Origin of the sequence: Pseudanabaena sp. CCNP1317, assembly GCF_034931345.1 — a bacterium.
Classification (GTDB): domain Bacteria; phylum Cyanobacteriota; class Cyanobacteriia; order Pseudanabaenales; family Pseudanabaenaceae; genus Pseudanabaena; species Pseudanabaena galeata.
The window spans coordinates 19,218-39,381 of the sequence record NZ_JAYGIF010000006.1 but is presented as its reverse complement, the minus strand read 5'-3'; the positions used below and the strand labels follow the sequence as shown (position 1 = coordinate 39,381).

17 protein-coding genes and 1 pseudogene are annotated in these 20,164 nt (G+C 43.7%); 10 read left to right on the top strand and 8 right to left on the bottom strand.

What is annotated here, in order from left to right; translation table 11 throughout:
* The first annotated feature begins 2 nt into the window (after window positions 1–2).
* A complete protein-coding gene (locus tag VB775_RS03665) occupies window positions 3–1,421 on the top strand; it encodes an ATP-binding protein (RefSeq protein WP_281006296.1) in 1,419 nt (472 codons plus the stop codon).
* Between the two features lie 249 nt (window positions 1,422–1,670).
* Here VB775_RS03665 and VB775_RS03660 read toward each other — a convergent pair whose 3' ends face one another.
* Window positions 1,671–2,660 (bottom strand): peptidoglycan recognition family protein, encoded by a 990-nt coding sequence (locus tag VB775_RS03660; protein ID WP_281006295.1) that lies wholly within the window; start codon window positions 2,658–2,660, stop codon window positions 1,671–1,673.
* A 318-nt stretch (window positions 2,661–2,978) separates the two neighbouring features.
* On the opposite strand from VB775_RS03660, the gene VB775_RS03655 reads away from it, so the two are divergent.
* A complete protein-coding gene (locus tag VB775_RS03655) occupies window positions 2,979–3,329 on the top strand; it encodes a DUF6464 family protein (protein WP_281006294.1) in 351 nt (116 codons plus the stop codon).
* Window positions 3,330–3,490: 161 nt separating this feature from the next.
* Here the strand turns inward: VB775_RS03655 and VB775_RS03650 are convergent, their stop codons facing one another.
* The 4 genes from VB775_RS03650 to ppc all read right to left on the bottom strand — a co-directional run bounded on the left by VB775_RS03650 (window position 3,491) and on the right by ppc (window position 8,305).
* On the bottom strand, window positions 3,491–4,003 hold the full coding sequence (locus tag VB775_RS03650; protein ID WP_281006293.1) for a porin family protein: 513 nt from the start codon (window positions 4,001–4,003) through the stop codon (window positions 3,491–3,493).
* Entirely contained in the window at window positions 3,990–4,148 is a 159-nt protein-coding gene (locus tag VB775_RS03645) for a hypothetical protein (protein ID WP_281006292.1), read from the bottom strand. The genes VB775_RS03650 and VB775_RS03645 overlap by 14 nt, the downstream gene beginning before the upstream one ends.
* Before the next feature lie 94 nt (window positions 4,149–4,242).
* The gene (locus VB775_RS03640) at window positions 4,243–5,289 is read right to left on the bottom strand and encodes a Gfo/Idh/MocA family protein (RefSeq protein ID WP_281006291.1); all 1,047 of its coding nucleotides are present in this window, start codon (window positions 5,287–5,289) and stop codon (window positions 4,243–4,245) included.
* Window positions 5,290–5,377: 88 nt separating this feature from the next.
* The gene (gene ppc, locus VB775_RS03635; protein ID WP_281006290.1) at window positions 5,378–8,305 is read right to left on the bottom strand and encodes a phosphoenolpyruvate carboxylase; all 2,928 of its coding nucleotides are present in this window, start codon (window positions 8,303–8,305) and stop codon (window positions 5,378–5,380) included.
* Window positions 8,306–8,882: 577 nt separating this feature from the next.
* Here ppc and VB775_RS03630 point away from each other — a divergent pair.
* The 4 genes from VB775_RS03630 to pyrE all read left to right on the top strand — a co-directional run bounded on the left by VB775_RS03630 (window position 8,883) and on the right by pyrE (window position 11,810).
* Window positions 8,883–10,118 carry a UbiH/UbiF/VisC/COQ6 family ubiquinone biosynthesis hydroxylase gene (locus tag VB775_RS03630; protein ID WP_281006289.1) on the top strand — a complete coding sequence of 412 codons (1,236 nt, stop codon included), beginning with the start codon at window positions 8,883–8,885 and terminating at the stop codon, window positions 10,116–10,118.
* A gap of 43 nt (window positions 10,119–10,161) precedes the next feature.
* Window positions 10,162–10,512: a hypothetical protein gene (locus tag VB775_RS03625; RefSeq protein ID WP_281006288.1), complete on the top strand. Its 351-nt coding sequence runs from the start codon at window positions 10,162–10,164 to the stop codon at window positions 10,510–10,512.
* A 12-nt stretch (window positions 10,513–10,524) separates the two neighbouring features.
* Window positions 10,525–11,028, top strand: a complete 504-nt coding sequence (locus VB775_RS03620; protein ID WP_281006287.1) for an ureidoglycolate lyase — start codon at window positions 10,525–10,527, stop codon at window positions 11,026–11,028.
* A 221-nt stretch (window positions 11,029–11,249) separates the two neighbouring features.
* Entirely contained in the window at window positions 11,250–11,810 is a 561-nt protein-coding gene (pyrE, locus tag VB775_RS03615) for an orotate phosphoribosyltransferase (RefSeq protein ID WP_281006286.1), read from the top strand.
* A 36-nt stretch (window positions 11,811–11,846) separates the two neighbouring features.
* On the opposite strand, the gene VB775_RS03610 is transcribed toward pyrE, so the two are convergent.
* The 3 genes and pseudogenes from VB775_RS03610 to hemW all read right to left on the bottom strand — a co-directional run bounded on the left by VB775_RS03610 (window position 11,847) and on the right by hemW (window position 14,375).
* Window positions 11,847–12,656, bottom strand: coding sequence for a prohibitin family protein (locus tag VB775_RS03610; RefSeq protein ID WP_190579119.1), 810 nt, complete (start codon window positions 12,654–12,656; stop codon window positions 11,847–11,849).
* Window positions 12,657–12,819: 163 nt separating this feature from the next.
* Window positions 12,820–12,993: pseudogene (locus VB775_RS03605) on the bottom strand (IS1 family transposase); the annotation flags it as partial.
* 200 nt (window positions 12,994–13,193) lie between these two features.
* A complete protein-coding gene (gene hemW, locus VB775_RS03600; protein WP_281006285.1) occupies window positions 13,194–14,375 on the bottom strand; it encodes a radical SAM family heme chaperone HemW in 1,182 nt (393 codons plus the stop codon).
* 569 nt (window positions 14,376–14,944) lie between these two features.
* Between hemW and VB775_RS03595 the strand changes: the two genes are divergently transcribed.
* The 4 genes from VB775_RS03595 (at window position 14,945) to VB775_RS03580 (ending at window position 20,044) form a co-directional block, all read left to right on the top strand.
* Window positions 14,945–15,637, top strand: coding sequence for a Uma2 family endonuclease (locus tag VB775_RS03595; protein WP_281006284.1), 693 nt, complete (start codon window positions 14,945–14,947; stop codon window positions 15,635–15,637).
* Window positions 15,638–15,898: 261 nt separating this feature from the next.
* Window positions 15,899–18,112 carry a caspase family protein gene (locus VB775_RS03590; protein ID WP_281006283.1) on the top strand — a complete coding sequence of 738 codons (2,214 nt, stop codon included), beginning with the start codon at window positions 15,899–15,901 and terminating at the stop codon, window positions 18,110–18,112.
* 11 nt (window positions 18,113–18,123) lie between these two features.
* Window positions 18,124–18,498, top strand: coding sequence for a response regulator (locus tag VB775_RS03585; protein WP_281006282.1), 375 nt, complete (start codon window positions 18,124–18,126; stop codon window positions 18,496–18,498).
* A gap of 4 nt (window positions 18,499–18,502) precedes the next feature.
* Entirely contained in the window at window positions 18,503–20,044 is a 1,542-nt protein-coding gene (locus tag VB775_RS03580) for a response regulator (protein ID WP_281006281.1), read from the top strand.
* The last annotated feature ends 120 nt before the right edge of the window (window positions 20,045–20,164 follow it).

Genomic DNA, 20,164 nt, shown 5'->3' with positions numbered 1-20,164 from the left:
CTATGATTAATCTTGAAACACTTGAGAAATGGCTAATTACACCCACAGAGACAGAACGGCTTGAATTTAAACAAGCAACACAACAGTATGATTCGACGAAACTGCTGAAATATTGTGTTGCGCTGGCAAATGAGGGTGGTGGTTATATCGTTTTAGGGGTTACCGATAAACGACCTCGCCAAGTCGTGGGTTCTCAAGCTTGGTCAACAGCAGAAGCTCTAAACAAAATTAAAGCCCATATACTTCAAAAACTTAGATTTCGGGTAGACATTACCGAATTACAACATCCGAACGGGCGAGTACTAGTTTTTGCAGTGCCTCCTCGTCCTGTGGGACAAGCATTGGATTATGAGGGAACCTACTTGATGAGAGTTGGTGAAGAACTACAACCAATGACTCCTGATCGACTGAAACAGATTTTTGCAGAAGATCAGGAAGATTGGTTTTCCCAACCTGCCCGACTAGACGCTAGTCCAGATGATGTAATTGCTTTACTCGATACCCAAACTTACTTTGAACTCCTAAAAGTTCCTTATCCAACCACCCGTGATGCCGTTTTAGAGAGATTACAAAGCCAAGATTTAATCAAACAGACAACTCAAGGCTGGACAATCAACAATTTAGCCGCGATCATTTTGGCAAAAAAGCTTGACGCTTTTTCTCTCGCATTAGCTCGTAAAGCTCCTCGTGTCGTAATCTATGAAGGTATTAACAAACTACAAACTCGCGATGACAAAATGGGAAATCGCGGATATGCAGTCAGCTTTGAGAAATTAGTCAGTTTTGTCCATTCAGCAGCCCCGCAAAATCGCTTTATCGAAGAAGCAGTTCGCCAAGAAGTCAAAATGTTTCCGATACAGGCACTAAGAGAACTTATTGCTAATGCCTTGGTGCATCAGGATTTTCTAGCAACAGGTGCTTCTGTAATGATTGAAATGTACAGTGATCGTGTAGAAATTTCTAACCCTGGTCTTCCCCCTATTCCAGTTGATCGCTTTATTGACGAATATCGCTCTCGCAATGAACAACTCGCCGACTTAATGCGGCGCTTAGGTATATGTGAAGAAAAAGGTAGTGGCATTGACAAAGTTGTAAGTGCCGCAGAGATATTTCAATTACCTGCACCAGATTTTCGGGTAGGTGGAACTCGTACAACAACTGTGTTATTTGCTTACCAGATTTTTGAGGACATGAGCAAATCCGATCGGATTCGAGCCTGTTATCAGCATTGCTGTTTGCTATACGTCAGTAACAGACAGATGTCTAACCAGACCTTAAGAGAGCGATTCGGTTTTGATGAGTCAAAGAATGCTCTTGTTTCTCAAGTAATTAGTGCGACAAAGGAGGCTGGCTTAATCAAGCCAGATTACTCAGCTTCTAACTCTACACGCTATGTTCGCTATCTACCTTTTTGGGCATAAAAGTGCTTAAAAGCAAATCGATATTAGCAGTCCTTAGAACCTAAAACCCTTTATAAGTAAGGAAAAAAGTGCTTAAAAGCAAATCCAAAAAGATAAAATAAAGCTGAAATTGTCTTGTTGCTTTAGTGTTAACTGTGTCTGCTGAGCATCCGCATATTTGCGATCGCTGTGTCGGCGCATTAGCAGGTACTTTTTAAATTAAAGAGGCGGTGCAAAGCACCGCCTCTTTAATTTGGGATTCTAAAGTGTTTATGAACAGCCAATGGAAATTTCTTTGACTCTGGGATAAGCACTGAGTAACTTTTGGAAAAGATTAAAATTGAAACTGCGAGGATCGATACGGGAGCCAGAGCGATCGACAATTTTGTGAGTAGTAATACGCTCCAACGGCACATCAGTCTTAGCAACTAACCATGCTAGAGACTGATACTGAGCTTCTGTATATCCGCTATGGGTATAACCATTATGCATTCCATCCTGAGGAGTTTCTAGAGAAATGTGATAGGCGAAGTTATTTACAGAACTGGGATAGCGTGGATTAGTCTGGATTGCTTCTTTTCCGAGAGAACTTACAAAAACAGAATTTCCTGCCCCAAAGGCGCGTTTATCTGGTGGTACAAAATAGATAATCGTTCCATCGATCGCAATTAATGTGTGATAACTAGCCTGATTATCTTCGTTGGTATGGAACTTTTGGAAGAAATTAATGACGCTATTAGCAGAGCCAACAGTTTCATGGAGAACAATAATCGGTAGGAGATTTGCGGGTTTTCCTGAGAGGTCTTGGAGATAGCGCTCACCATAGTTGGAAGCCGCCGCCAACGCAATAATTTCTCTAGGGCTATAGCTTAGGGATTTTAGAGAAGAAGGAGCATTATTTGTATTAGGAGTCGGACTCGGATTTGGTTTAGTTTCAGGAGGTGGTAAAGGTTTGCGAAATCTATCCAAAATAATAGGAATGGAAGTTAGCTTTGCAGGTAATGAGGGACTGGGTGGATTTGCGGGTGGTTGCAGTTCACAGCCTAATACTGGAGACGATAGATTTACTTCTGGTGAAAAATTAATATTTTGGAAATTTTGTTTTAGCTTTGATGGCGTATTTCGCTGCGTAATTTTTGGGCTAGGTTCCGTAAACTTCGCATCAGCGATCGCCTTAGTTTTAGCTGGCTCAGCATAGATAATTAATATCGTTAAGGTCAGAAAAAAGAAGGCGATCGCCAGTAATCTTTTAAATTGCATAGTTGGTTTTAGATCTTAGGTCTAACATAAATCTATTTTGTAATTAAACAAACCACAATATTTATATTGAAAGTGTTGCTAAACAACACTTTTGATAAAGCCGATTTTAGTGTTTCCAGCGCCGAAGGCGCTGGAAACACTATCAAGGATTAGAGGTGTGGCACGAAGCGCTGCATCTCTAATCTTTGGGTTTTAATGGCTATTTTAAGACTAGGAAGGGAGTAGTTGAGTATAATTAAAAGCCAGACTCCAAACCTGTGGCGCAAGCTCAGCTTGCGCCACAGGTTTTAGGGTTTTATATTTAAATAACTAAACTCTATGGAAATATTGACAGTGCCGACAGAGGTTTGTACTCTTCATCCTGAAAGCACTTTGGGCAAAATATATCTAGACTGGATGCCTCAACCAGGTGACTATATTGATTTGGAAGGTCAAACCTATACAGTCCTAGAACGTCGCCATCGATATCAGTTTCGTAGGGGTAAATACAACTTATTTAGAGTTTTAGTTTATGTACAGACTGCGCCAGAAAATTTGGAGAGAAGCTTAATCAATGGGCGTTGGGTTTTAGGGGATAGTAATTGTCGATATAACGCTGGCTCAGAGATAATGCGTTGCGCTGTCAATCCCAATGGTCCATGTCAAGGTTGTCGTTTTTGGGAAGCATAAAAAAAGGAGTCGCTTAGCGACTCCTTTTTTATAGTTGCAATTTGCAACTTACTTTATACCAATTCACGAAAGTGTGGCAACACTTTTGTGAATTAAAAACCAAACCCATCAAGGTTTTTAAAATCACAAAATGGCGTAGCCATTTTGTGATTTGGCATTATTTAGAATTGAACGCCCACGCCTCCTTGGAGGGAAGTGCCTGCTGAACCATTACTTTGACCGTTAAATGGAATTACAGCATTGCTATAGAGCAGTACATTCTTGTTGATGCTAACTTCTACTCCAGGTTGCAAAGCGAAGGAGGTTTGATTGCCTGTTAAGCTGCTATCTCCACCAACTTTAAATGATGCACCAGCACCGAGATAAACATTGGTGCGATCGCCTACGGGCAAATCATAGGAAACGGTAGGAACGATTGAAGTGCCACCATTACCAAAGAGAACAGAACTTCTTGCCGAAATTGGCACACCGTCAAATTTATAGCGACCTGCTAAGTTTGCACCAACTACCGAGGGATTTGTGGCAAAGCTTTGGAGGGAAATACCAGCACCTACATAGCTACCAGGTGCTTTTACTGTTTCGGCTGAGGCGATCGCACTAAAAGAGGTAAGAACAGAAGTAGCGATCACAAGTCCTAAAGAGATTTTTGAATAGATGTTTTTAGGGGATTTCATGATTTGGAGTTCCTGCATTGGTTTGCTGTTTGATATGTCTCTTTTGACTGGAGAGAATGGGCATTGTTCCCATAGTTCCCTTAGCGCTAAAAGATGCAGAAACCCTTTCAGGATAAGGTTTTTTGCTCTTTTGAAGAGATTCCATCTCTCCACAATCATGCTAATGGGTGACCCATATCTAAGAAACTTCGCAACAAAAAAGAGAAGCGGTGCAAAGCACCGCTTCTCTTTTTATAAATTTAATAGCTGCCTGCCGCAGCTATTTCACGCAATTGCAAATCACAACTTCGCCAAACTTGACCATCGAGAGCCGTTTGCTCAATTAAACTAGCCAGACGCAAAGTCTTTAAAGCTTGATCACCACCAACGGAGGGCTGCTCTTGATCGCGCACACAGGCAACAAAATGTTCTAGCTCCGCGTGCAGTGGCTCAATATTGCTGGTATAAACTTTTTCGATAAAGCCATCTTGACGATAAAGGACTTGACCATAATCAGTTGTCCAGTTCGCTGTAGTTTGACGATAAATCAAAATTTCGTTATTTAGGAAATCAGACTCCGTAAGCGAGTTTGTGCAATGGGCTGTAATTTTGCGTTTTTTGCGATGTGTAACCTTGCTCGAAGTAAGCGTGGCAATCACACCATTTTCAAAACCAATGGTGGCTGTTACATAGTCAAGGTACTCAGACTCAGGGGAAACACGATTACCATGAGCCGAAACCCGCACAATGGTTGAGGGAACTAACTCTAAAATAATGTCGATGTCGTGGATCATCAAATCAAACACGACCGATACATCATTAGCCCTTTGTGAATAGGGACTCATGCGATCGGCTTCGATCGCCAAAATCGTCTCATGTTTTAAAACTTTGCTTAGCTCTTGAAACGCAGGATTAAAACGTTCGATATGTCCAACTTGGAGAATGCGATTTTGTTCAGTGGCAGTTTTAACTAGGGATTCGGCTTCTTCGATGGTGGCAGCGATCGGCTTTTCGATCAGGACATGCACGCCTGCTTTGAGACAGGTTGTGCCGACATCATAATGTAACCTTGTGGGAACTGCGATACAGACGGCATCAACCAGAGGTAAGAGATCTCGATAATCTTCAAAGAAAAGCACACGATGCTTACTAGCAGTATCGCGTCCACGCTCTATACTCACGTCAGAAACGCCAATAAGCTCTGCATCTTTGAGTAAGCTGAGCACCCTTGCATGATGCTGCCCCATATTACCGATACCTATAACACCAACCCTTATGGGATCGTGGAAATTACGATTGGGGCTCATACTCCTCACACACGCTCAGTAAACACGCTCAGTTTGTCCAAAATCGTAACATGGATGTATAACGCTTTGCTTGCTAAATAGAAGTTGGTTAGCCTGTATTTCTCATCCCTGCGGCAATGCCGTTGATCGTGAGTAATGCACCACGCAACAATTCATTTTTAGAATAGCGCGATCGCAGATCGACGGTATCAGGACGATGTTGGCGCAGACGCTTGAGCAAAGATGCTTGGATAAAACCGAGCGGCACAATCGATCCATTTCGCAACTGTACCGATCGCTGTAAGTCGCGATCGCTATCCAGCATTTGTTTTTGCCCAGTGATAGCTTTGATCACTGTGCGAGTGCGTTGATACTCGGCAAGAATCTCTGCAAATACATCTACAAATACTTCTTCGTAGCCATCTCTGGTTAGCTCCCGCATATAGTGATGTGCGATTTGCAGATCAGTTTTGGCGAGAGTCATCTCCACACGGGAGATCGCAGTTTTAAAGAAGGGCCATTTGCTATAAAAATATTGCAACAGTGATAGATGACCCTCAGGATTTTGTTGGAGAAATTCCTCAAGGGCTGCACCAATGCCATACCAAGATGGCAATAAAAATCGGCTCTGGGTCCAACTAAACACCCAAGGAATAGCTCTGAGGCTAGCAAGATCGCGTTTGCCTGCACGTCTGGCGGGACGCGAACTAATTTGTAACTGGCTGATTTCTTCGATCGGTGTGACTTGATGAAAAAATTCGACTAGATTGGGTTGCTCGTAAATTAACTGGCGATACACTTGACGCGATCGCACGGAAATTCCCTCCATCGTATCTAGCCAGCAGTCGAGCGTATCCGTACTGCTCGGTAATAAAGCCGCTTGGATTACTGCCGTGGCGATCGTTTCTAAATTGTAAAGCGCAATTTCGGGTAACGAATATTTAGAGGCAAGGACTTCCCCCTGCTCAGTAATCTTGATCCGTCCCTCGATGCTGCGTCCTGGTTGCGCCAAAATCGCCTCATAGGTTGGACCACCACCACGACCAACCGATCCGCCGCGTCCGTGAAACATACGCAGATCGACTTGATATTTTTGGCAAACATCTTGTAAAGCACGCTGCGCTTTATAAATTTCCCAATTACTGCTTAAGAAGCCAGAATCTTTATTGCTATCGGAATAACCTAACATCACCTCTTGGAGATGATCATGGCTTTCTAGATAAGCGCGATAAAGGGGTAACTCGAATAATTCGGTCATGATCGGTGGGGCGCTTTGCAAATCCTCCACGGTCTCAAATAAAGGCGCAATGCTAAGCGACCCTTTGCCCGTCGCTGGATCGTAAAGCCCCGCCTCTTTTGCCAGTAACAATACTTCGAGAATATCGCTGACACTACGGTTCATGCTGATCACGTAGTTATTGCAAATATCGACGGAAAATTCTTGTTGAACTTTAGCCACCATCCGAAATGTCTCAATAATTTCGTTGGTTTTCGCACTGAAGTTTAACTTGGCAGGAATCATCGGACGACGAGTTTTTAGCTCTTGCGTCAGCCATTTCACCTTTTCAGATTCGCTAAGGTCGTCATAGGGTTTGGGCAATAGCTGTAGCGTTTCGGCGATTTCGCCGATCGTGTTGCTGTGTTGGGTGCTTTCTTGCCGAATATCAAGGTGGGCAAGATGAAACCCATAGACATCAACTTGGCGAATCAGGTTTTCGAGGGGCTTGGGGTTGAGCTTAGTTTCGATTAAGCTTGCTTGGATGAGTTTTAGCTCCGCAAGGAATTCGGAAACATGGGTATAAAGCTGATGCTCCTGCCCCTGTGTAGACAACTCCATTTCTGAAGCTTGCCAGCCACTATGGCGCAGTTTTTGGTTGCGATCGCGGGTACGTTCGAGCCTCTTTTTGACATAGGCTAATTTGAGACGATAAGGCTCTTGGCGGAATTTGATCGAATATTTTTCGTAAACCTCTGGCAAGTGGATTTGGTCATCACCGAGAGAATCTAGCAAGTCTTGGGAAACATCGCTGAGACTTTGGGATAGTGACAGTAACCGACTGAGGTGATCAACGGACTTAATGTATTTGTTGATGACCAGATTGCGCTGGTAGCAGGCGGTTTGCCATGTGACTTCGGGGGTGACATAGGGGTTGCCATCTCGATCGCTACCTACCCACGAGCCAAACTTGCAAAAATCGTAGCGAGGTAGCTTTAATTTGGGGAAAGTGCTAGAAACTGCCGATGCAATGCGATCGTAAAGTACGGGGATCGCATCAAATAAGACCTCTTCAAAATAGTGCAGCGTATAGTCAGCTTCATCTAAAACCGTGGGCTTGATTTGGTTTAGCTCATCGGTGCGCCACCAGAGGCGAATCTCTTCGGCAATTTGCTCTTGCAGTGAGGCGGCTTCCCAGTTTAAGGCGATCACTTGGGGCGCTAATTCATCCCCCTTAAAGCCGATCAGTCGATCTAACTCCTTGAGCATTTTGGCGATCGTGCGTTGCTTCTCGCGAATTGTATGCCGCACAATTTCAGTGGGGTGAGCCGTAAATACTAAGCGAATATCCAGATTATCTAAAATCTTTTGGATTTGTCGTGGCGGCACATTTAGTTTCTTCAGTTCAGGAAATAGCCAACGAAATGTACCCACAGGATATTCAGTTTCGCTATTAATCGGGCTAACCCTATATATGCTGGTTTGTTCCTGTTCGTGGTCTTGCTCCACAATATTGATCAACTGAAAAAACAAAGCAAAGGCGCGGGCGGCGGTAGTTGCCTGATGCAAGTCAAGGCTTTCGACAACCTTTAAAACTTCTTGAGCAGGATACTCAGGAGCTTGTCCTTCTGGGGAACACATGGCTCGCAGTTGGCGCAATAGATCGACTAGCTCTTGACCGCTTTCTCTTAATAGGACTGATTCCCACAGATCCTCAACCAGCTTTAGACGATATCGCAAACGAGAATTAGCGGCACGCAGATCGCTCTCTATATTGACTATCTGTACCAATGATGCTGACAGTGCTGCTGGGGAACTCATCCAACTTTCTCCAAAATTTTCTTTTTAGTCCAAAATTTTCCCACCTTAAGACCTACTCTTCTGTCGCTCAACTAGCAGTTAGCGATTGTTGTGTTAAACACTTGTAGTTGCAGAGTTTGAAATCTTATGTAGGAATCAAGCGTAAAATCTCTATTGTTTTCTATACCATACCAGCCCACCAGTTTGTTAGTTGTAGCGGTTTTTGCTAGTAATCTGCATGACTTTATTTTATAAGCCAAAACAGTAAAAGCCTCGCTAAGCGAGGCTTTTACTGTTTTGGCTCCTAGAGATGGTTCGCGCCGCGAACCATCTCTAGGAGCTAGTTTGAAATTAACCCGAACTGAGGTTGATTTAGGGTGCTTCACGAAAACTATAGCTGTCGCTACCTTTCTCAGAACAAATCAAAACCCAAATAGTGTGAGGCGGCGCTTCGCGCCGCCTCACACTATTTGGGTTTTATGTCCTAACAAGAAGGGCGACAGCTATAACGTTAAAAATATATTTGTTTTTGCAATATTTCTTTACAAAATGACGATAATGAGAAATATAGTAAAAATAATTTTAAAAAGCTTAACCAATGTTTGACGTGTTGATTGTGGGTGCGGGAATGGTGGGCGCGAGTTTAGCCTGTGCGCTGGGTGATAAAAATTACCCTGCCGATCGCCCACTCAGAGTTGGAATTATTGAAGCTAACGGTAATTTTTTACGCGGAGAATTTACTGCCGATGGTCGCGCCAGTGCGATCGCCTATGGCTCCAGCCAAATTTGGCAAAATATCGGCGTGTGGGGCGGAATGCAAAGCAGAGGCGTAACTCCAATGCATAGGATCCAAGTATCAGAAGGTGATTTGCCCTATCAGGTACAGTTGCGGCGCGAAGATATGGGGCAAGAAGCTTTGGGTTATATAGTCGAGAACTCAGTAACTTTGGCTTCGCTCTGGGAATTTGCGCGGGAATGTAGCAACCTCGAATTAATTTGTCCTGCCAAAATTCTAGATATTGAACTTTTGGATGCTAAATCTGGCAGCGATCGCGATGTCATGCGCGTAAAAATAAGCTCAGATATCGGTGAGCAATATCTCGAAACCAAATTATTAGTTGGTGCTGATGGTGGGCGATCGCTAGTGCGGCAATTAGCCAATATTGCGATCGATCAACGCCCCTACGAGCAAACCTGCATCGTCACTACGATTCAGTCAGAACAGCCCCATCACAATTTTGCCCATGAAAGATTTCAGCCCAGTGGACCCTTCGCAATTTTGCCTTTAGGTAGCGATCGCTCCTGCATCGTCTGGACTGCCACTGCTGAGGAAACGCCCCATTTGCTAGCTCTGGATGACTCGACATTCCTGCAAGAGTTAACCAATCGCTTTGGTCATCCCCTCATGGAAAAGCTCGGCAAGATTAAAGTGATTTCCCGTGAACGCGCCAATTATGTTCCCCGTTGGATGCATAGCCAGACCTATATTCATCCCCGTTTAGCCTTAATTGGTGATGCGGCGCATACCACGCACCCGATCGCAGGTCAGGGCATGAATCTTGGTATTCGCGATGTTAATGCTTTGGCAAAGGTGTTAAAAGCTGCTCATCAAAATAATGAGGATCTGGGAGCGATCGCAGTTTTAAAGCGTTATGAAGCTAAACGCAAATGGGATAACTTAGGCGTAATTTGGCTTACTGATATTTCTAATCGCCTATTTTCTAACCATAACTGGTTCTTTAAAGTCTTACGACGCTTTGGTTTGCTGCTTCTGCAAATCTCGCCACTCAAGCGCATTTTGATGTACTTTATGATGGGCTTACATCAGGTATAAAACATCAGGTGTAAAATTGAGTGGTGCGTCAAGGGAATCAAAAATGACTCAAGACATAAACAATAGACTGGATCGCGTAGAGAGTGCTTTGATTGCTCTAGCCGAAGAATCTCAATCATTACGTCAAGAACTACGTGCTACTAATCAAGAATTACGTGCCACCAATAGTAGATTAGATAGCCTAATTGAGCATCTTTACACCCAGCGCGATGTGGTTGCCCTTGATGTAGTAGATATAAAAGATGAGTTACACGAACTCAAAGAAGTGACTAAACAGCAAAGTGCCACTGCCGATCGCTATTCAATTTCGGCGCAACTGCAAGCGGAAACAGTCAAAATCCAAGCCGAAAATATTCGGATCATGATTGAAGCTTTGAATCTCAAACAGGCTTAAAGCATTTTCTATATGGCGATCGCACATTTACCTACTCAGTTAACTCCGCAATTAATTACGCCTGAAAATTTTCAGCCCTATGGTCAGGTAATTTTTCCGACTGATGACAGTAAGCAATTTGATCTGAATGATGCTCAGCTAGCCTTGTCAGGGATTCCGCGTTTTTACATCATGCACCTCCGCAAAGTTGGGCTAAGATTTCACAGCTTGGCGCGGCATCAGCAATGTACTCAATGTCTAGGTTCCCTTGGCGGTAAGGAATGGTTTATAGCAGTTGCGCCAACTTCAGCACCTGAGCAAATTGATTTAACGCAAATTGCTGCATTTCGGATTACAGGCAATTGTTTCATCAAACTAAATGCTGGCACTTGGCACGCGGGTCCCCTTTTTGAAGAAGACTTTATCGATTTTTATAATCTGGAACTGCATGACACCAATATCAATGATTATGAAGTTTGCAATTTACGAAAATTTTATAACTTGAATTTTGAGTTACAGATTCGTTCTCTCACTTAATGATTCTTAACTCTGGGAAATTTCAAACTCAGTAAAAACTTTGGCTTGTTCTAAGACTAGTCCTGTTGCTATATAGCGATCCTAAATGATTTGTAAGATTTGGAGGGTTGTGAGAGTGCGCCCCTTCGGGGCGCACTCTCACAACCCATTTACTATCGAAAGGTATAAGCAACCTTTACACTAAAAAAGTATTTATTAAGCTCAAAAACGAAATTAAAATTGTGGAACAGTCAAATCGGGAAAAGTTACTGGATCTATTTTGCCGTCTTGCTTACAAAAGCGGTGACTTTACGCTATCTTCTGGACAAAAAAGCACCTATTACATCAATGGCAAGTTAGTTACACTGCATCCCTTTGGCGGATTGTGGACTGGACAAGTGTTATTAGAAATGTTGCCAATAGGTACTGGAGCAGTTGCAGGATTAACATTAGGTGCTGACCCAATTGTGAGTGCAGTCAGTGTCGTATCTGCCTATGAAAACAAACCAATTCCCGCATTGATTATTCGCAAACAACCCAAAGGACATGGGACAGCCGCTTGGATCGAGGGGCCTGAGCTTGCACCAAATACAAATGTGGTAGTACTGGAGGATGTGGTGACCACGGGGCAATCAGCATTATTTGCTGTCGAAAAGTTGCGTGATGCAGGTTATACGGTAACCCATGTATTAACGCTAGTCGATCGCCAACAGGGAGGGGCTGAGCTTTACGCCAAGGAAGGTTTAAAGTTTGGGGCAGTATTTAATATTGATGAAATTCAGAGCTACGCCAAGGGGCTTTAGTAATAACAAAGAGTGCGCTTCGCGCACTCTTTGTTATTACTTTTGAGATTTTGTAATATCTAGATTAAGAAAGGGAACCGCGCCATTTCCTCCTAATACTTGAGGAAACTTACCATCCCATTTTTCGATCGCTTGTTTCTGCAACAACTCTGATGTCAGAGTTTCACGCAATAGTCGCTGTGCTTCGGCTTGGCCCTTAGCACGGTTAATGGTTGCTTCAGCTTCTTGCTCTGCTTCTCTAGCAATATATACAGCTCGCTGAGCGCGTTGTTCAGCAATTTGCTTCTCTTCTACCGCCTTAGAGAACTCAGTCGAGAAATTCAAATCAACAACGCTAGTATCCAAAACAATAATGCCGTATTTACTTAGTCGTTGACTCAAAGCCTCATCAAAATCCAGCTTGAGTTCATCACGCTTGGTAATCGCCTCTTCTACAGTGCGCCTTGCTGCGGCAACTTTAAAAGACTCTTGAGTTTGGGGAGCAATGATTTTGGAAACAATATTTTGCAAAGTCCCTTGAGTACGCCGAATCGTGACCACTTCAATCGGATCAAGGCGAAAGTTAATCGCAAAACTTGCTGTGAGCTGTTGCAAATCCTTGGTAGAACTTTGGGCAGGAACTTCAAACTTCTGTACAGTCAAGTCATAGACATCGACCTGAGAAATGACTGGCGGCTTAAAATGAACCCCTTCTAGCAATACTCCATCCTTGGCTTTCCCCAATATGCTCAAAACACCTGCTTCACCGGGGTTGATAATTACGAATGAGTTAAAACTGATAACCGCGAGAATTCCTAATATGGCAACTAGGACTAAAGATTGCCAGCTTGTTTCTTGGTCTTGCATTACTTTTTCCTATAGTTTACGACTTTTGATCGTGTGACATACTCTCAGGCTATAACGTAATGTTAGCGTGAGAGTCTCCCCTTTTTCGGGTTTTGGAGTATTACTCCCTACCCAATCTAAAAATAGACATTAAAACGGTAATATGTCACATTTGTTGGAACGTTCAATGGGGTTGAAACAAAAACTCATATCTGTTGATAAACAGACCAATGATAATATCATGCATCACAATGGATTTAGAAAAGCAAATCTTCTTTCTAGCTAAACGCTTAATCCTCGTTCTCAAAGTTAGATGTTTTCGTTCAATCTTCTGAGTATTTTTCTTGCCAATTAGATGAGTGTGAGGCTCAAGAATCCTTGCGTATGCACCCTATGAATCTACTAAAAATGCTTGATTCCAAAAGGTTTTAACAGATTCACCAGTTTAACGTGTGTTCGATATAGCCATTTGCGTCGTGCGAAGCACGATGCAAATGGCGACAAATGGTAAGAATCGCTAAGCGATTCTTACCATTTGTCGCTTTCGCCTATCAAACCTTAACCCGACAAATTCTCGTACAAATTAGCAATGACGATATTAGAAAACAACCAACCATCGGGAGGAACTAACATAATGCGGATATCCCCAGACTGTTCCACAAACCTGACCCAATTCTGACCACGATAGCGATCAAGAATCTGTATGGCGCGATCGCATAGATCTTGACCATAGGTTTCTTGCAAAGCCTTCAAACTCAAACCTTCTGCTAGTCGCAAACCCTGCATCAGTGAGTCCATTAACTCTTCCGCAGCATCGATAATCGGAGCCGTAAAGCCAATTCCTGAACTTTGCCAAAGCGCGATCGCCTCAAGATATTCCCGCATTTTCCGAGGGCGATCGATTCTTTGACGATTAATGTAACTGGTTGCGCCCATACCCATTCCATAAAAGGGTTGATTATGCCAATAGGTCAAATTATGTTTTGCTTGATAACCAGATTGAGCATAGTTCGAGATTTCATAATGGGCATAACCTGCGGATGGAAGTAACTCATGGGCTGTCCTATACATCTCGACCGTATGGGATTCCGTTGGTAACGGATTATCACCTGCTTGATAGCGCTTACCAAAGGCGGTTCCCTCTTCGATGGTGAGGTCATAGATCGATAGATGTGTGGGTTGTAAAGCGATCGCTTCTTTGAGCGAAAAATCCCAATCCGCCATCGATTGATGGGGCAGCCCTGAAATCAGATCCAAACTGAAGTTCTCAAATCCAGCATTTTTAATCGCATCCACAGCTTCATATATTTCCGCTACGCTATGACCACGCCCACAAACATCCAATAGTTCTTGTTGAAAAGCCTGTGCGCCCAGACTAATGCGATTGATTCCTAAACTGCGATAACCTTGCAAACTCTCCAAATTCACTGTGCCTGCATTTGCCTCAAGGGATATCTCTGCATTAGAGGCGATCGCTAAGTATTTGGCGATCGCTTCGAGGATTTGCTCAACCTGTGGAACTGAGAGCAAAGATGGCGTACCACCACCAAAAAATATTGTTTGCAAAGTCTCGACAGGCGGAATCTCTGCGACAGTGAGCGCAATTTCTTGACAGAGAGCATCGACATATTGCTGTTTGAGATTCTCGCCACCTGTCGTAATTGCGAAGTCACAATAGAAACAGCGTCTTTTACAAAAGGGAATATGCAGATATAGCGATTTGGGAAATGTTTGGCTCAAGGTAACAAGGCGGTAATTAATCGAAAGTTTACCCTTCGGACAAACTTTCGATGGTTGGATTAAAAGATTATATAACTCACGTTACGCCGAACAAAGATCTGCCCTCATCCCCCAGCCCCTTCTCCCAGAGAGGAGAAGGGGAGCAAGAGGTTTTATGGTTTCTCTCTCCCTCTCTAGAAGCTACCGTGTATACCCGCAATTCTCTCTGTCTACGTTTGAGGGTTTAGATCCCCTCCAGCCCCCCTTGTAAAGAGGGGAGAATTTTCGGAGAATTTTCTTCTTCCCCCTTTACAAGGGGGATTGAGGGGGATCATTAGGAACTCTTGCTATAGCTGATAACTTGTGTGTACACAGATGCTTAAAAAGGGAGGAGGATTTTCTTCTTCCCCCTTTACAAGGGGGATTGAGGGGGATCATTAGGAACTCACGCTATAGCTAATAACTTGTGTGTACACCGTAGCTTTTGGGAGAGGGGCTACGGTGAAACTTCTACGTAACATGAGTTATATAATTAGATTTAGCTGCTTAGCGATCGCGAATTTACCAATCCCAAATACCGATCCAAAACTATGACCAACACAATCTCTAAATTAGAAATTATCTATCCTAGTAGCGATGGGCAACCTATGGCTGAAAGTACCGAGCATTATCAATGGATTGTGACGATCGCAGGTGGATTAGAAGATCTGTTTAAAGATGATGATCATGTCTTTGTCGCTGGGGATTTGCTCTGGTATCCCGTTGAAGGACAATCAGAAATTCGTCGCGCCCCCGATGCGATGGTGGTATTTGGCAGACCAAAGGGCGCAAGAGGTTCCTACATTCAACACCTCGAAGCAGGAATTGCACCTCAAGTTGTATTTGAGGTTTTATCTAGGGGCAATCGGATTTCGGAGATGGCACGGAAGTTTGAGTTCTATCAAACCTATGGCGTGGAAGAATATTATGTTTATGATCACCTTGCTAATGATCTCGTCGGTTGGGTAAGAAATCCCGAAGATCGTCACCTAGAGCCAATTACCAATATTCAAAACTGGACAAGCCCCCGTTTAGGAATCCGTTTTGAACTTACCGATGAAACCCTTAAAATTTTTAAACCTGATGGGACAAGGTTTTTAACCTATCTTGAACAGGCTGAACAAGCTCAACTAGAACGCGATCGCGCTGAGTCTGAAAGAGTTGCCAAAGAACAGGCTCTAGATACGATCGCCAAATTTGCGGCTAAACTCCGTGAAATGGGTGTTGATCCAGAAAACCTTTAACCTCAAAAATAAAGGTAATCCCTTCTCACCCAAGGATTAGCGGTGCGGCGCTTCGCGCCGCACCGCTAATCCTTGGGTTTTAATGTCTATTTTTTAAGACTGGGAAGGGAGTATCAAAATAAATATGGCGCAAAGCACCATATTTATTTTTGAGTAATTTTACTCATTGAAAATCCCACAAAATAACTGCCAAGAGTTGCCTTGAATCGGTTTTAATTAAAGGAGCGATCGCAAAAACACAAAGGAATTCACGGCGGAAATATGGGGATTGCACGGCGACAATTCTTGCAGGCAGGGCTGACCAGTCTGATCGGATGGCAATTTCTCACCCGCAATCGCGTGGCTTTTGCCGCAGAGCAGTATGTGCGTCAAACGACTGCATCCAATCAACGCAAACGAGCGCTGTTGATTGGGATTAATCAATATGATGCTAAAGAGGAATCCCAAAATGCAGCCGCAACAACCAATGGATGGCTGCCTTTGCATGGCTGTGTTAACGATGTGGAGTTACAAAAGGAACTACTAATTCATCGGTTTGGGTTTGCACCCCAAGATATTGTGACCCTGACCGATCGCGAAGCGACTCGCAGTAATATCGCCGATGCGATCGCCACCCATTTAGTTGCCCAGACCTTGCCCGATGACTTGGTAATCGTTCACTTTAGCGGACATGGTTCGCGACTGGGGAATTACAATACGCTTGTACCTGTAGATAGTGGCTTGCCTCAAAATTTAGAAAATCTACGGGACATTACAGAACAGGAATGGCAGGGTTGGCTGCAAGCGATCGCCACAGATCGGATTTTGAATGTGATCGATGCAGGTTTTTACTATCCGAATGTATCGGCGATTGGTAATTTCCGTTTGCGATCGCGGGTTGGATTAAAAAACTGGCAACCTACATCCGAATCCATCGACAACCAACCCATCACCCCCAAACCCCTTAGCACAACTTTACGCGCCGCCTCAGGCGATATGCTCTGTGCCGATGCTCAATGGTCAGGCTTTAGCAGTGGCGCATTCACCTACGCCTTAGTTCAACAGTTGTGGCAAAGCACTCCTGCGACCACAATCCATGTAGTGATGAGTGATTTGGCAACCACCCTCGATCGCCGCGCTTTACACAATGACAATCTCACCATCGAGAAACAAGTTGCGAATATGTGGGAAGTTGAGGCAAGCAAACAAAAGGCGATCGCCACTACTACTTTTGCGGAGATGTTACCAACTCCTGACTTTGGTTCCGATGGGGTGATTATTAATAGCACTGGCGATCGCCACACAGCAGATGTCTATTTGGCAGGTTTACCGATCGCTGTTTTAAGTAATTATGCGGCGGGAGCAATTTTGAATGTAATGGCAGCAAGTACTTCAGAAATAGCTAGTGCCTCAGAACCCCAGTCTGTTCTCAAATCAATTCCCGCAAATCCACAAGCCACAGTGCAACTAAAATCACGCAATGGATTTAATGGCAAAGTTGAAGTTTTAAACGATCACAGCATCAATCCCAAATTAGAAACAGGACAATTACTTCAGGAAGTAATGCGGGCTATTTCGCACAATGTCAAATTGGCGATCGCCCTTGATGTGGGCTTGAGCAAAATTGAGCGGGTTGATGCGACTAGTGCCTTCTCGACTTTACCAAATATGTTCGGCGTAAATGCCAATGAACAATGCGCTGATTGTCTATTTGGAGCGCAGTCAGCAAGCTACGGCTTGTTTACCGTTGGGCATACACCGATTCTTGGTTCCTTTGGCTCCGTGGGCGAGTCGGTGGGCGTGGCGATTAAACGCTTACAACCTTTTCTGGAAAGTCTCCTCGCCGCTAAACTAATCCGTACTACCGAGAATCAAGCTGCAACCCATCTGGATGTACGGGTCACCCTCAAGGCGATGATCGGTGTTGATGAGCGATCGGTCACCTTGGCCAGTCAATCTGCGGCAAGGGCTTCTCTAATTCCTGCCAATAATGTCAGCAATACCGTGCGGACTAAACCAATTAATATCGGCGATCATCTCGAATGTCAGATCGAAAACTTTAGCGATCAACCTCTATATATGCGAATCTTTTGCCTCGATCCACGTAGTAAGATTCTCACGCCCAACTTTATCGCTACTCCCTATGCCAATGATGGCATCATTCCCGCATCGGAAATTTTGACGGTTCCCTATCCCAAAGCGCCGATGAATTGGGCAGTCTCCGCCCCTAAAGGCATGGTCGATGTTTACATTGTGATTAGCCGATCGCCACTTTTACAGGTTGCCAAAATCCTTGAAGCTTCTCAACGGCAAGCCTCATCTTTGAATGGATTAATTTCTATTCCCAATCCCTTACAAGTCGCCCAGTCGCTACTAGCTGATCTTGATCGCGCAGGTAAGCCTTCAGATTTTGGGAATGCTGCTAATGTCAATGACTCATGGATGCTAGATATGCAACAATGGGCGACCTTCAATTTCAATTATCAAGTTGCTTAAGAAGTAAAAAAATGCCAACCAAACGAATTTTGATTGTTGATGATGAAGAAAGCATTCAAACTGTGGTGCAGTTTGGTATTCAGATGGTTGCCGATTGGGATGTGTTGATTGCCAGTTCTGGTCCCCAAGGGATTAAAACCGCATGTGACGAAAGCCCTGATGCCATATTGCTAGATGTGATGATGCCAGATATGGATGGTATTGCCACATTTAGAGCGCTTCAGGCTGATCCACAAACGTCCCAGATTCCTGTAATCTTTTTGACAGCTAAAGCTCAAACTTCTGAAAGAAGGCAATTTAACGATTTAGGAGTCAGTGGGGTAATTACCAAACCTTTTAATTCCCTTGATCTCCCTGATCAGATTGTCAAAATGCTAGATTGGTAAAGTTATGAAGATACTGCTTATAGAAGATGATGACGTATTAATTGCGGTCTTAACTAAGAATCTGACAGACCATCACTACATTGTCGATGTAGTCAAAGATGGCGAAATGGGGTGGACCTATGGCTCAACATTCGAGTATGACTTGATCGTACTTGATATTGTTTTGCCAAAGTTAGATGGCATCCGTCTATGTCAACGCTTTCGAGCGGAAGGTTATACTACGCCAATTCTTTTACTAACCGCACAAAATGCTAGTACGGCTAAGGTTAGTGGACTAGATGCTGGTGCTGATGATTATGTCGTTAAGCCCTTTGATATACCCGAATTAATCGCACGAATTCGTGCATTATTGCGACGGAGTAATGCTAGTTCTTTTCCCTTGCTAGTTTGGGGGGATTTATTACTCAATCCGAGTACCTGTGAAGTTTCTTACAATAATCATCCCCTTACGCTTACCAATAAAGAATATGAGTTGTTAGAGCTTTTATTGCGTGATAGTCAGCATTTACTAAGTGCTGATGAAATCCTCGATCGCCTTTGGTCTTCCGATGAGTTCCCATCTGAGGCAACGGTGCGATCGCATATTCGACGCTTACGGCATAAGTTAGTAGAGTCTGGCGCTCCATCAGATTTCATTGCGACTGTGCATGGGCGAGGCTATTACCTCAAAGCACCAGACAAAGCCCCTGAGATGGCAATACCACAGCAAATTGAGTCAGTTACTACAAATTCGCTGAAGTTACCCAATGCCAACTCTCAAGATACTCAACAAAAGCAGTATTTAGAATTTTTAAATCAGCTTTGGATCAGCAATAAACCCAAAAGTCTGGAGCAGTTAGAAGTATTATTTCAAACGGTCAGCAAATTACAATCTGGAGATCTCGATCCGCTATTGCAAGCACAGGCGCAGCAAACATCTCACAAATTAGCGGGGACTCTAGGAACGTTTGGGTTAATGATCGCCATGCAATTAGCGAGTCAGCTCGAAAATTTACTCCAAAGCCAACCATTGCTCAAAAAACAACAGTTAGAAGTTTTGGAAGCCTTGGTAACTTCTTTGCAAGAGTCTATTGAGAATACCCATGTCATCGAAAGCGCTCCCATGGCGACAAATATGACCATATCATCGTCAGGATTGCATCTGGATCATGCTCAAATCGAGACAAAGGTGATGATTGTCGATGATGATGTGGATTGTTTGCGATCGCTTCCTAAATTGCTCAAACCTTGGGGCTTTAAAGTGACGACCTTGGCAGATCCACAGGACTTTTGGACGGTGTTACAGTCGGTTTTACCTGATGTCTTAGTGTTGGATATCAATATGCCTCAAATCAATGGCTTTGAAATCTGTCAAGCTCTAAGAAACAATCTTGACTGGCAGCGTTTACCCATATTATTTCTCAGTGTGATGACAGATGCGAATACCCAGAACCTCGCTTTTAGCGTTGGCGCAGATGACTATTTATGCAAACCAATCGTGGGCATCGATCTAGCTAATCGGATTCATAATCGTCTGCAACGGGTGAGAGCTTACCAATACAAGTAAAAGGTGCGCTTCGCGCACCTTTTACCCAAGAATTGATAGGCGACAGCCATGAATTGCACGCATTTTGCACAATAAATCAGTCATGGTCAGAGCATAAAAACTTTTTTAAAATTCATATAC